Source organism: Lacticaseibacillus brantae DSM 23927, from assembly GCF_001436115.1.
Classification (GTDB): Bacteria; Bacillota; Bacilli; order Lactobacillales; family Lactobacillaceae; genus Lacticaseibacillus; species Lacticaseibacillus brantae.
Genome location: NZ_AYZQ01000002.1, coordinates 74,273 through 87,847, shown reverse-complemented (window position 1 = coordinate 87,847; position 13,575 = coordinate 74,273). Strand labels below are relative to the sequence as shown.

Sequence of the window (13,575 nt, the reverse complement as noted above, 5' to 3'; positions counted from 1 at the left end):
CTCTGTACGCTGGTCATCGTGAACTGTACAGAGCAGTTTTTCTTGTGAGTGGATGCAAAATGAACACTTCTTCCGTTGTAAATTGATGTTAACTTTACGCTAAATTGCTCCTTCTGTCAAATAGACCAGAGCTGTTTTCAGAAAATCTCAAGTCATTGACCCCACGCCGAACAATCGCTAAGCTAAAGGAGATTACAGACGATAAAGGGGGATTTAATATGACGGAAGCCTTGCCACGACGTAAAGATGTCGATCCTGCACTCACTTGGGATTTATCAGCCATTTACCCAGACCAAACGGCCTTCGAGCAAGATTTCAAAGATGTCCAAGCCTTGACGAATGATTTTGAGCGGATGTATACCGGCCAGCTCAACCGTGCAAGCACCATTATTGATGCGCTGGGTGACTATGAGAATATTTTGACCAAACTCGATCGCATCTCACATTGGGGCTTTATGCCTTATACCACTGATACGACCAACGCTGATCTGGCCGCCCAATTGAATCGAGTTGACCAACTGGCTGCCAAAATTGCTGGCCAAATCAGTTTCGTTGAGTCCGAGCTCAAAGCGCAACCGCAGGCCTTATTGGCTGACGTCGCAGGTCAAGCCCCTGACTTTGCCAGTTATATGCGCCATCTTGAGGCCCAAGCGGACCATCGGCTGGATCCTCACGTTGAAAAGGCCCTCGCTGAACTTGGGCCAACGCTGGCCGCGCCATCCAAAATTCGGGACCAAGCCATTTTTGGGGACATGGACTTTGGCACTTTCACCGCCCATGGCCAAGAATATCCGCTTTCATTTGTCAGTTATGAAGAAACTTACCAGAACCACCCTGATACTGAAATTCGGCGAAATGCGTACGCACAGTTCAACAAAACCTTGCGGCGCTACCAGAGCACCATGGCAACTGCCTACTACACCCAGGTTTCAACAGAGAAGACGCTCGCAACCATGGCTGGTTATGATTCAGTCATCGACTATCTACTGGCCGATCAGGAAGTCACCCGCGATATGTTTAATCGCCAAATCGATGTGATTATGACCGAGCTCGCACCAGTGATGCGGCGCTATGTGACTTACGTCAAAGAAGTCTGGGGTCTGGATTACATGGGCTACGCTGATTTACAAATTGACCTTGACCCGGACTACGCCCCAACAATTTCAATTGAAGACAGCAAGCAGTACGTTAGCGATGCTGTGGCGATTATGGGGCAAGCCTATCACGATCGGATTATGGCGAGCTACCCAGAACGCTGGACGGATTTCCCAGCCAACCAAGGGAAAGATTCTGGTGCATACACTGCTGGGCCTTACGGCGTACACCCATATGTCATGATGAGCTGGAGTGACAGCTTGCCAAGCTTATACACCCTCATTCATGAACTTGGTCATACCGGTCAGATGACGTTGGCCCAAGAGCACCACGGCTACCTAGCAGCGGCACCTTCCATGTATGTGGTTGAGAGCCCGTCAACATTCCACGAATTGCTCATGACCCACAGCCTCGAAGAAAAAGCGACTGACAATCGCCTGAAGCGGTTTGCCTTGTCACGCTTACTCGGTGATACCTACTTCCACAACTTCATCACCCATTTATTAGAAGCAGCTTTTCAACGGGAAGTTTACAAGCTGATTGATGCCGGGGAGTCATTTGATGCCGCCCGCTTGAATCAGATTAAACGCCAAGTGCTGACAGACTTCTGGGGCGATGCTGTCAAACTCGAAGAAGGGGCAGAACTGACTTGGATGCGCCAAAGCCACTATTATATGGGTTTGTATTCCTACACCTATTCAGCCGGCCTAACTGTATCTACCCAAGCTTATCTGCGAGTACTCAATGAAGGGCAACCCGCAATCGATGCGTGGCTCAATTTCTTAGCACTAGGTGACAGTCTCAATCCAATTGATTCCGCTAAGGTCGCTGGGGTGGATGTCACCACCGCAGAACCGCTCCACAACACAATTAAATTTCTCAATGATACCGTGGACGAAATCATCGACCTAGGCAATCATCTCGACTAAAAAAGCTGAACTGGCCTTGGGCCGGTTCAGCTTTTTAAATTTGTTGTTGGACGTGACGCACGAGTGGCGTGATCCGCTCAGCCTCACTACAAGCCAATTCATTGTGGTACTTGCGATTTAAGTAAGCGAGTTGTACCCGCCGCCAAAGTGGCACGGCATCAGTCGTCACTGAGCCTTGGAAATAATAGAACGGCTCGTTGGTCGTCAGCAATGCCTTCGTCTTGGCGGCGACTTTATCTAAGTTCATACTTGTTTCTTTCAGCAACCCAGTGCCAAACACCAATACGCGCCCAGCACAACTGGCTTGGTAACGCCGGTAGAAGCGCTGCAGCCCCGTGACATGGCCACTGACTACGTGCCCGCCATAGATAACGATGCGCCGATTATTGAGATCCTCTGCTGTGACAAACTTACTATCCAGGATCTCGCAGTGCAGTGCCCGCGCAATCCAAAGCGCATATTGTTGGGTGAAGCCTGTTTTGGAGGTGTAAATGACAATTGCGTCTTCCATCTTGATTCCCCCTTGCGACCGCGTTTCGACTCTTGTTAAGCTGATTGTAGCAAGACGGCCTAACGCCCACCAACTATAACGATTGCTATTTATTATTTATTTAATTTTGGCCTGACAGCTGTCCGCTCAACTCGCGTCGCTGCTGGCAGTCTCGGGTTGCTATTTTAGCGGGAATTGCGTATTCTACGGGTATGACAAAAAATGGAGGCTTTGAGCATGCAAATTACAAGACATGGTGCGACGATGCAAACCAACGGTGATGCACTGGCACTCGGGCACGAATTACCACGGTTCAGCGTTGAAAATGCACAACATCAGCCTGTGTCAAATGCTGACATGACCGGGGACATGGCACTGATTAGTGTCGTTCCAGATATCAATACTCGCGTATGTAGTATCTCAACCAAGGCATTTAATCAGGCAATGGACAGTTTTCAAGACATCAGTTTCTACACGATTTCAACCAATACCGTTGATCAACAACAAAACTGGTGTGCTGCCGAAGATGTCACCAAGATGCAATTGCTTTCTGACACGGACGCATCCTTTGGCCGCGCTATGGGCCTTTACACCCCTGACAACGGTACCGATGCCCGCAGCGTTTGGATTACCAACCGGGACGGCGTCGTGGTCTACCGCGAACTTATTAGCGAACAGACAGACGAACCAGATTATGCCAGCGCTTTGGCTTTCCTCGAAACCCATCGTGGCTAGCCTTCAATAGATGCTGTGACAAAAGCTGGTTTGAGAATGAAGATTCGGTCTGGATTCTCGATCTTTTGGAATGCAGCATTATAAAAAGAGCCCATGACAAATTGTCATGGGCTCTTTTGGCGTGCACTAGTTTTGAATCCGACTCAGGCCTGCTCGAGATAATGGGCCAACAATCAATAGTTGCAGGGGCAAGGCAACCACAATGTTAATCAACCACCCAGTAAAATACTGTGACCAGCCGATTTGACCAGTCATGATAAGCCCATAGGCGGTCATCAAGCTAACCATGCCCAACACCATTAACGTCGAAATCGTCAGTGCAATCCTGATTGGGGCCGTATTCTCAGGATCCTTAATCAAATACTTAAACACAATTCCCTTCACAATTGGGCCAACAAGGGCCAAATCCAAAATCCCGGCTACAATCAGGCCAAGTGGGAAACCGATGAGTGCTTTAGTCACAGCGGTTCCATTAACCCCGACCACGCGCATCACGTTATACAGACTCATGACCAGGACCATCATCCCCGCCATCATTCCGGTAAATAAAATTTCTTCTTTCAAATTCTTAGGCATGCTTGTCTACTCCTTTAATGATGTTTTCTAGTAATTGGGTCATTTCGCGGACTTGTTGATCTTCATAACCTACCAAGAGCTGCTGATCAGATTCTTGCATGTAGGCTTGAATAACTGTTTCCAGTGCTTGCGCCTTGGGCAGCAACAGAACTTGTTTCTGCCGCGCATCACTCGCTAAGTTCTCCCTGCGAACCAACTCCGCCTTCTCCATCCGTTGTAATATTAATGTAGCGGTTGAGCGTTGAATATTGAATTCCTGTTCGATGTCGCGCTGCGTCACCATTTCACTACGACTAAGGTAGTCAATCATGGCCATTTGGGTACTGGTCAGGTCATACTGCTTGGCAAACGCATCAAAGTCCCGTGTCAGTTGATTCGCCGCCAGTTTAACCAAGCGGCCAAAATATATCGTCATGCTGTTCCTCCAATTCGTTAGTCAGCTAACAATTATAACGAAAAAAAACAGATTTTTCAAGTCACCAAAAAACGGTTGTGACAATGACCAACTGAGGTCTTGTCGCAACCGCTAATTTTAGTCTTGCTGTTTTGAACTGATTGGATGGGCCTTCTGATAGTGGGTCAACCACCAACGGGCCAAGGGCCCAACAAGCAGGAATTGCAAGGGCAAGGCCACCAAAATATTTAACCACCAGTCGTGCCAATAAATGGCTACGCGCCATTGACCGGTTTTAAACAGGCCATAAACCGTCATAAACGTGACCATGACCAGCACCATCAAACCGGAAATCGTCCACTCGGTCCATAAAGGCTTTGTGTGGTCAGGGTCTTTAATGATGAACTTAAATACAAAGGCCTTCACTAATGGCGCCCCAATCATAAACGCAATGGTACAGGCGATGAAGAAGCCGATCGGAAAGCCAAGTAAGACCTTCTTCAAAGCCAACAGATTAATGCCGATGGCGCGCATCACATTGTATAGACTCATACCCAACGCCATCATGCCGGCCATCATCCCCGTATAGAGTAGTTCCTCTTTGAAGTTCTTCGGCACGGCCACATCCTCCTCGCCTGTCAGTTGAGACCAAAACAGCAGCGCCAAAACCATTAGGTCTGTACGCTGCTGCTTTGGTCATAAAATGTTTAGTGGGTAAAGTGATCGGTTGGCTTAGCGACACCTTCGTCTAAGTCTCCGGCGTGTGGGCCAGCATCGAGTAAGTAAACCCGATCAATAGCGATCACAACTGCCGCAATAACGGCTGGTAAGTGACGTTCTTCAGCAAACTTAACTGAATCTTGATAGATTTGGTCGTCGTCGTGGAAGCCTTCCACATGACCTTCGAACCGGAAGCCCTTCAAAGCGGCGTGGTCAACAGTGGCAACTGCGGCCTTACCGTTCACATGCAGGTTATGCCAAGCTTGCTTCCCAGTTTGTTCATTGTAAATCAGATGGGTGTCATCAAAGACCCGCATTGTACCCTTAGGGCCGACTTGAGGATTCCCGTCTTCATCAGCGGTGGACAAGAAATTGAGTTGCGCGCCAATCATGTCTTTCATTGCTTGTGTTAATGCTACCATGAAATCATCTGCTTCCTTATAAATTTTCAACAAGGCCATGCTAACACTTTTTAAGCATGGGTGCTAACATCTTGTCTTCCCCTGAAAACCCACAAAAAAAAGAACCTCACAGCGTCTTCACAACACCGTGAGATTCTTGTTAATTATGAGATTCGAGATTAGAAGTTTGCGACTAACATCATGATAACTGGCACAACAACGGCGAACAAAACAGTTGATAATGTTACGACGTTCGTTGCGTATTCAACATCACCATGACCTTCAGTTGCTAAGATTGGCAGCACAGCTAAACCAGGTGCAGAAGCCTGCACGATGAGGGTTTGTGCTTCTAAGCTAGGCATATGGAAGCCCATGTTCATCCCTAAGATAATCAGCCCAGCAATCAAAGCAGGTGCAATCACGAACCGACCAAGTAAGGCCACGATAGTATCGCGATCGAACTTGATTGACTTGAAACCAGCTTTGGCCAGGATGGTCCCGATGTAAATCAAGGATAATGGGGTAACCAAACTACCAACATAAGTTAAACCGTTCACGGCAAAGCTTAACCAGCCAACGTTAACAAATGGAATCCGGAGTAACAAGAAGACCAAAGCAACTAAGAAACCAACCAGTGGTGCTGGTAAAAGCTTCTTCCAGTTGAAGGTAGACTTGCCAGAACCATCTTGGGTCTTGGTTGGGTCATCCCAGTTCATTAAGAAGGCCCCTAATGTCCAGGTTGATACCGTGTTAACCACGTAGTACATGAGGAAATAAGGGACAGCCTTATCACCGAATAACGCCATGTTCAATGGTAACCCGATGAAAATCGTGTTGGCATTAACAAACATGTTAATGAATGTCCCACGACGACCAGGACGCACTTTTAAGATCCAGACAAGTAAGAATGCTACAATGTAGCCTAAAATCACGGCGCCAAAGCCGTAAACTAAGCCTGATGATAAGCTAACTAACTTATCCAACGTTAACCGTTGTAAAACTTGGATAAAGATTGATGCAGGCAAAGCGACTTGCATCAGTAATTTAGAGATTGTTCCCCCGAACTTGTCATCAAACCAGCCCTTACGTTGTAAGATATAACCCAACGCAATAATGATCACAATTGTTAAAATACTTTGAATTGAAGTTGCTAAAGCAGTCAAGAGCTTACCCCTCCTTGTTTACCGTAATATTATTTAATGGTTGATATTCAGGAACCCACTTCATATCAGCGACTGCCTTTTCGACGTCTTTGATTTCTTCCTTGTTTAAACCATCAGCAACAGCTTGCTTAGCAACAGCTAAAGCAACTGTTTGGCTGAATGCATCCAATTTCGTTACAGGAGGCAAGACAGCGGCGCCAGGTGCATCGGTGTTTACGATCCCACCTAAGCTGTGAGCAGCAGCAGAAATCATGCTGTCACTGAGTAACTTAGCCGTTGAAGCAATCGTCCCTAAACCAAGACCTGGGTATACCAAGGCATTGTTGGCTTGGCCGATTTGGTAAGTCACGCCATTGTAGTCCACGTCAGCAGCTGGAATCCCAGTTGCGACTAGGGCTTTACCATCAGTCCACTTGATCAAATCTTCAGCCTTAGCTTCAGCAAGCTTGGTTGGGTTTGATAATGGGAAGATGATTGGCCGTTCTGTGTGCGCAGCCATTTCCTTAACAATACTTTCAGTGAAAGTACCAGGAACAGTTGAAGTCCCAACTAAGATGGTTGGGTGGATTTCCTTCACAACAGCTTCAAGATTGGTTAAACTGTCTGGATTGCTGAATTCGCTCCGTGAACGCGCAAAAGGCTTTTGTTCAGGGGTTAAGTCGGTCATGTCATCAAACAATAAACCTTGCTTGTCAACCATGTAGAAGTGCTTCTTAGCTTCTTCAGGGCTCATGCCTTCTTGAATGAATTCTTCATAAATCCGGCTGGTGATCCCAGCACCGGCAGTCCCGGCACCAAAGCTCAAGTAAACTTGATCAGTCATCTTCTGCTTGGAAATGTTCAAAGCACCTAACAAACCAGCAAGCACGATGATCCCAGTCCCTTGAATGTCATCATTAAAGGTTGTGATCTTGTCCTTGTAGCGGTTCAAGATTTCAGCAGCATTGCTCCGACCGAAGTCTTCAAAGTGCAAGTACAAGTTAGGGAAGCGACGTTCAACAATTTCAACGAACTTGTCAACAAAGGCGTGATACTTGTCACCGTAAACCCGTTCATGACGGTTACCTAAGTACAAGTCATCATCTAAGAGCGCCTTGTTGTTCGTCCCAGCATCAAGCACAACTGGTAACACTTGGCTTGGGTCAATCCCAGCAGCGGCGGTATAAACCATCAACTTACCAACAGCAATATCGACACCTTGTGTACCCCAGTCGCCGATACCAAGAATCCCTTCAGCGTCGGTCACAACAATCAAACGGATGTCACGGCCATTAGCACTGTTCATGATGGCTGCTTCCATGTTGTCTTGATCGTCGATTGACAGGTAAGTGGCATTTTGTGGTTGAAGGTATAATGCACTATAGTTTTCAATCGTGTCAGCGATGGTTGGGTCGTAAACCACTGGCATGAATTCTGCAACGTGTTCAGAGAACAACTTGTAGAACAAAACGGTGTTGGTATTGAAGATGTCCATCAAGTAGAGACGCTTCTCTAAATCATTCACCTTCGTTTGGTACTGGGCATAAGTCCGCTTAACTTGTTGATCCAAAGTCAAGACAGCAGGTGGAACTAAGCCGTTTAAGCCTAATTCATTCCGTTCTTCTTTAGTAAAGGCTGCGCCCTTATTTAAGAATGGGTTAGCTAGAATCTGTTCTGGTGTGTAATTCATATATATTTCCTCCCATCAATATTGTTTACAAGCTGTACTCTAAACCCTCGAAAAAGTTATAGTCAACTTATTGCGTTACAATAAATATTATTTATAACTACAGAAAGGAAGCCGCATGAATACTCGCGATTTAGACTACTTCATTAAACTTGTGGAATTAAAAAACTTTTCTCAGGTGGCCCAAGCTTTCCATGTCACCCAACCGACCATTACCTTTGCCCTTAAACGGTTAGAAACGCAATACAACCAGACATTAGTCAGTCGGGACCACAGTCGCCAGCAACTCATTGTGACTGAGGCCGGACAGAAGTTGTATCAACACGCGTTAGTCATTACCCATGAACTCGCCTTGATTGAAGCTGAGCTCACCGCGCCTGAGACAATCACATTCGGCCTCCCGCCCATTATTGGCAATTACTATTTCCCAACAATCGTCCAGACACTGGCCGATACAGGCGTCATGAGTCAGCTGACCACTAAAGAAGCTGGATCAGCGGCGTTACTCGCATCGTTGCAATCCGGCGAAATTGATGTTGCTCTGCTTGGCTCCAGCGGCCCTCTGGTCAGTCCCGATTTACATGTGACACGTTTGGCGAGCTTTCCCTTTACCCTGGTCATGTCACCGGATTATCATTTAGCTAAGTCCAAAGGGGTCCGTCTCGAAGCAGTGGGACAGACGCCATTTATACTATTGAATGAAGGTTTTGTCCACGAGAAAGCTTTCGACTGGTTTGCGGCCACCGAAAGTGTTTCGCCAAACATCTTATATCGGACCAGTGATGTCAGCCTCGTCAAGCGCATGGTGCAACAACACTTAGGCCTCGGTTTCTTAGCTGAACTCGCTGTCACACCTGAGGACCACCTCGTCACCGTCCCGCTTATTGAACCAAACCAACCGCATTTTGAAATTTCTGTGGTTTATCGTCAGAACCAAGTCCTCAGCCCTGTGGCTCAAAACTTGGTCACCCATCTCGAACATCTCACGCAAGGAGGATAGTGCTATGCAAACGGCATATACCATCACTAACGGCGGAATCGTTTCTGCCCAGCCAGGTGAAAAGCCCAATTGGCTGCGAATTCAAGCCCCTAGTGAACAAGAGCTCAAAGCTCTAACTGATCAATATCACTTACCGCCAAGCTACGTGCTAGCGGCTACCGATCCCCACGAAGACCCGCGGATTGATGGCTTTAACGATGATCGCAATACCCCAGCTTTCATGCTGCTGCGTTTTCCAGTGGAAAGTCGCAATGCCATGGGCTATCGCCAATATATCACCCAGTCTGTCGCCTTATTTATCTGGGAGGACTGGGTGATGACAATTGCCAACCAGCCCATCACCATTAACGAGCAAATCCCCAACGCCCCCTTCCCACTGACTGCCGATCCTGAATCCTTCACCCTACAGCTGACCTGGACCGCATTGCATCAATTTGTCGATGCCATGGACAAGCTCAACGGTGAAACGGCCAGTTTGGAAGGCTCACTTGGCCATGCCGCCAAGAACACCCAGATGTATCAAATTATGTCGATGCAAAAGAGCTTGATTTACTTTGAAAATGCATTGCGACATTCGCAAGATTTTCTGCACCAGCTCATTACTAATGACCGCTACTTCACGACTTCGGCCTATCTTGATCAAATCAATGCAGTGAGCGTTGAAGCTAGCCAGGCCCAGAGTATGGTCTCCACCACTGAACGGGTCTTGGAGCAGTACAACAGCGCTGTCTCGAGTGTCATTTCAAATAATCTTAACTTAATCATGAAAGTGCTCACTTCACTGACCATCATTCTCACCATTCCGACAATAATCGGTGGCATCTATGGGATGAATGTTCGCCTGCCGTTTGCCCATGCCTACAATGCTTTTTGGTGGCTCATGGCCTTGACGGCGGTCTTGTGTGGTCTCGTCGCCTGGTGGTTGCATCGCCACGATTATTTTTAACTACGGCTCAACTTTGAAAACTTCAGCTATGCGGGTGAAAACTGTTGCCGAAACAGGCTTGAACCGCTACAATGGAAAATGGTTTAGGAGTACCTAACAATTTAGGTTGGTGGGAGCACTGACACAGAAAGAGGGAAATCCAATGGAGGACAAAAACAAGCAGAATTTGCGCCCTGAAGATTTAACCAAAAACGGGCACGAAAAGTTCATTCATTACGCAGACGGGGCTTCGCTGTCGGAAATTAATAACACCGTGGATGTGCCAGATAATGCCGGCTTCTGGAAGACTTTAGCCGCCTACTCTGGTCCAGGCGCGTTAGTCGCGGTGGGTTACATGGATCCAGGTAACTGGGTCACGAGTATCGCCGGTGGGGCGTCATACAAATACGCCCTGCTCTCAGTCATTCTGATTTCGAGCTTGATTGCGATGCTACTGCAAGCCATGGCGGCCCGGGTTGGCATGGTGACTGGGAAAGATTTGGCCCAGTTAACGCGAGACCAAACGTCTAAAGCCGGTGGATTCTTCCTATGGATTATCACCGAACTTGCCATTATGGCGACAGATATCGCCGAAATTATTGGGTCTGGGATTGCGCTGATGCTGCTGTTCCACATCCCGCTTGTCGCTGGTATTTTTATCACCGCATTTGATGTTTTCTTACTGCTATTATTAATGCGTCTCGGTTTCCGCAAGATTGAAGCCATCGTGGCTACATTAGTTGGTGTCATCTTAGTTGTCTTCTTGTATCAAGTGATTCTGGCAAAACCAGATATTGGCTCTATGTTCGCTGGTTTTGTGCCACATACAAACATCGTGACTGATAAGGGGATGTTGTACCTGTCCCTGGGGATTGTCGGTGCCACGGTGATGCCTCATAACCTCTACTTACACTCGTCAATTGCACAAGCGCGCAAGTATGATCGTAATGATCCCAAGAAGTTGCGCAAAGCTTTGAAATTCACAGTGATTGATTCAAACATTCAATTAACCATCGCCTTTGTGGTCAACTGTTTACTGTTAATCTTGGGGGCAGCCTTATTCTTCGGTCATGCATCAAGCCTCGGCCGCTTTGAAGACTTGTTCTACGCCCTGCAAAACAAAGATATCGCTGGCTCCATCGCTAGCCCTGTTTTATCCATGCTCTTCGCTCTGGCCTTACTGGCTTCCGGGCAGAATTCAACCATTACTGGGACCTTATCTGGGCAAATCGTCATGGAAGGTTTCATTCACATGAAGATGCCGATGTGGGCTCGGCGATTGATTACACGGTTACTCAGTGTGATTCCTGTGCTGATTTTTGCCATCATCTACCAAGATAATGAAGCTAAAATCGAAGAATTGCTAACGCTGTCGCAGGTCTTCTTGAGTATCGCCTTGCCGTTCGCCATGTTCCCATTAACGGTCTTCTCCAGTAGCGAGAAAATCATGGGTGAGTTCAAGAATAAGGCGTGGGTCAAGTACACCGCCTGGGCCGTCTCAATTATTCTGACCGGTCTGAATATCTACCTGATTCTCGGCGTGATTGGCGTCGTTCCAAGCATCGGCTAACCCTTTCATTGTCAATTGATTGGGTCTGATCTGCAGCGTTGCTATCTAGTCTTAGGTGCAGCGTTGCTGCAGAATTCCGCCGGTGGAACGCTGTGGGCCGACTTGAAGCCCGCCAAAACCGCGGTCTCCAAGCTCGACCTTGTTCAGGGTTGAGAAACCCACTCAACCTTGAACAATTTCACAGCTGACCAGCGGATTCTACGCCGCACGCTGTCAGCTTAATCCAGCTCTATTCACAAATATCTCAGCGACTGCCATCACGGTAGTCGCTTTTTTGCGCAAATGATTGTCAATCTAAACGAAAATCCAACTGCCACACGGCTTCTGCCGGTCAGCTGTGACATTGCGCGTAGCCGGCAACGGCTTAGCACAAGACCAAGCTTTGAGACCGTGAACTTCGGGCTCAAAGTTGTGTCCACAGCGTTCCACCAGCACAGAAGCCGAAGGCACAGCGAAAGAAGAGAAAGGTTAATCGCTTCCAAATTAGAATCATTCTTGATAATGAATTCTTTTTGGCCTAGGCTAGAAATAGCTTAGGAGGCGTATTATGCAAAAGACAGAATTTAACCATCCAGCATTTATTGCCACGTTATTAACTGGCACATTTTCGATGTCCATTTCTCAATCCGCACTCAGCACCGCCTACCCTGCATTCATGCGGACCTTTAACCTGGGTGCCGGCACGATCTCTTGGCTCACGACCGGTTTCATGTTGGTGATGAGTTTGATGATTCCTGTCAGCCCCTGGCTGCTAGAAAACATTCGATTTGACCGGCTGTTTCAAGCGGTCGTGGCAACCTTCGGGATTGGGACACTCCTGTGTGTTTGGGCGCCCAGCTTTTCGGTTCTGATGATTGGCCGTCTGCTTGAAGCGCTCGCAGTTGGGATTATTTTCCCCAGCTTCCAGACCGTTTTAATGAGCATTACGCCCGAGGAACAGCGTGGCCAAATCATGGGGATTGCTGGGCTCGTCATGGGTTCAGCATTAGCTGTTGGCCCTATTATTTCCGGGATTCTACTCACCTGGTTCCACTGGCAAGCATTGTTTGTCTTATTCTTAATCGTCAGCATTGTCGTCTTACTGCTCTCCTATCTCACAATTAAGCCTGTAATGGCACTCCACCAGAGCCCATTCGACTGGCTTTCAGTCATTTTAGCCGCCAGTTTCCCAGCCCTACTCTATGTGCTCACCAGCCTGACAAAAGGATTGAGCACCCAACTGCTGATCATCGCAGTCATCGCCATTATTGCAGCGGTGTGGTTCGTCTACCGCCAGCTCCATCGCAGCAAACCTCTGCTTGAACTGCGCGTGTTTGCGACTAAGCGGTTTACCCAAGCCGTCTTTTTGACTGGGATTTCATACGTTGCCTTGATTGTGACCACGATTGTGATGCCATTATTCTTTCAGACCCATTTACATGTGAGCCCACTAGTTTCCGGTTTATCATTGGTTCCGGCAGCCGTTGGCCTTAGTTTATTAAACCCCTACTCAGGTAAAATGCTGGACCAATTTGGACCACGGCGAGTGGTTTTGATTGGCATGAGCCTTATTGTTGCTGGCTTTGCGCTATTAACCATTTTGACACCACATCTCAATCTGATTGGCGCAATTCTTTTGGCCATGGTGACAGAAGCTGGGAATGCGTTCGTGATGATGCCAGCCGTCACAACTGGCGCCAATGCACTCCCCAAGAACCTATTGGCAGACGGAACGGCAGTCACCACAACGATGCGCCAATTGCTAGGTTCAGCCGGGGTTGTCCTAGCGACATTCTCGCTTCAACAAAGTCAGTTGATGACTGGTAACAGTACACTGAGTTTCCAAATCACCTTCGCAATCTTTGGGGTTATCGGGCTGATTGGGTTATTATTAGGGTTGAGTCTACCAAAAGTAATTAAGGAGGGCTAACC

The 13,575-nt window shown here is 47.6% G+C and carries 13 protein-coding genes; 6 read left to right on the top strand and 7 right to left on the bottom strand.

The features are described from left to right. Window positions 1–218: 218 nt before the first annotated feature. Window positions 219–2,024: an oligoendopeptidase F gene (pepF, locus tag FC34_RS04600; RefSeq protein ID WP_057894229.1), complete on the top strand. Its 1,806-nt coding sequence runs from the start codon at window positions 219–221 to the stop codon at window positions 2,022–2,024. 34 nt (window positions 2,025–2,058) lie between these two features. Here the strand turns inward: pepF and FC34_RS04595 are convergent, their stop codons facing one another. Continuing rightward, window positions 2,059–2,535, bottom strand: a complete 477-nt coding sequence (locus tag FC34_RS04595; RefSeq protein ID WP_057894228.1) for a flavodoxin domain-containing protein — start codon at window positions 2,533–2,535, stop codon at window positions 2,059–2,061. Window positions 2,536–2,751: 216 nt separating this feature from the next. On the opposite strand from FC34_RS04595, the gene FC34_RS04590 reads away from it, so the two are divergent. Then, window positions 2,752–3,249, top strand: coding sequence for a peroxiredoxin (locus FC34_RS04590; RefSeq protein ID WP_057894227.1), 498 nt, complete (start codon window positions 2,752–2,754; stop codon window positions 3,247–3,249). Window positions 3,250–3,375: 126 nt separating this feature from the next. Here the strand turns inward: FC34_RS04590 and FC34_RS04585 are convergent, their stop codons facing one another. The 6 genes from FC34_RS04585 to FC34_RS04560 all read right to left on the bottom strand — a co-directional run bounded on the left by FC34_RS04585 (window position 3,376) and on the right by FC34_RS04560 (window position 8,172). Then, window positions 3,376–3,825: a DUF2798 domain-containing protein gene (locus FC34_RS04585; protein WP_057894226.1), complete on the bottom strand. Its 450-nt coding sequence runs from the start codon at window positions 3,823–3,825 to the stop codon at window positions 3,376–3,378. Next, window positions 3,818–4,240, bottom strand: a complete 423-nt coding sequence (locus FC34_RS04580) for a MarR family winged helix-turn-helix transcriptional regulator (RefSeq protein ID WP_057894225.1) — start codon at window positions 4,238–4,240, stop codon at window positions 3,818–3,820. The genes FC34_RS04585 and FC34_RS04580 overlap by 8 nt, the downstream gene beginning before the upstream one ends. A gap of 117 nt (window positions 4,241–4,357) precedes the next feature. Further along, window positions 4,358–4,837, bottom strand: coding sequence for a DUF2798 domain-containing protein (locus tag FC34_RS04575; protein ID WP_057894224.1), 480 nt, complete (start codon window positions 4,835–4,837; stop codon window positions 4,358–4,360). Between the two features lie 89 nt (window positions 4,838–4,926). Next, the gene (locus tag FC34_RS04570) at window positions 4,927–5,361 is read right to left on the bottom strand and encodes a pyridoxamine 5'-phosphate oxidase family protein (RefSeq protein WP_057894524.1); all 435 of its coding nucleotides are present in this window, start codon (window positions 5,359–5,361) and stop codon (window positions 4,927–4,929) included. Window positions 5,362–5,519: 158 nt separating this feature from the next. Continuing rightward, window positions 5,520–6,503, bottom strand: a complete 984-nt coding sequence (locus FC34_RS04565) for an AEC family transporter (protein WP_057894223.1) — start codon at window positions 6,501–6,503, stop codon at window positions 5,520–5,522. Between the two features lie 4 nt (window positions 6,504–6,507). Further along, window positions 6,508–8,172 (bottom strand): malolactic enzyme, encoded by a 1,665-nt coding sequence (locus tag FC34_RS04560; RefSeq protein ID WP_057894222.1) that lies wholly within the window; start codon window positions 8,170–8,172, stop codon window positions 6,508–6,510. 115 nt (window positions 8,173–8,287) lie between these two features. Between FC34_RS04560 and FC34_RS04555 the strand changes: the two genes are divergently transcribed. The 4 genes from FC34_RS04555 to FC34_RS04540 all read left to right on the top strand — a co-directional run bounded on the left by FC34_RS04555 (window position 8,288) and on the right by FC34_RS04540 (window position 13,573). Further along, the gene (locus FC34_RS04555; protein ID WP_057894221.1) at window positions 8,288–9,169 is read left to right on the top strand and encodes a LysR family transcriptional regulator; all 882 of its coding nucleotides are present in this window, start codon (window positions 8,288–8,290) and stop codon (window positions 9,167–9,169) included. Between the two features lie 4 nt (window positions 9,170–9,173). Beyond that, window positions 9,174–10,115, top strand: a complete 942-nt coding sequence (locus tag FC34_RS04550; protein WP_057894220.1) for a magnesium transporter CorA family protein — start codon at window positions 9,174–9,176, stop codon at window positions 10,113–10,115. 166 nt (window positions 10,116–10,281) lie between these two features. After that, a complete protein-coding gene (locus FC34_RS04545; protein ID WP_420805041.1) occupies window positions 10,282–11,664 on the top strand; it encodes an Nramp family divalent metal transporter in 1,383 nt (460 codons plus the stop codon). Between the two features lie 547 nt (window positions 11,665–12,211). After that, entirely contained in the window at window positions 12,212–13,573 is a 1,362-nt protein-coding gene (locus tag FC34_RS04540) for an MFS transporter (RefSeq protein ID WP_057894218.1), read from the top strand. The last annotated feature ends 2 nt before the right edge of the window (window positions 13,574–13,575 follow it).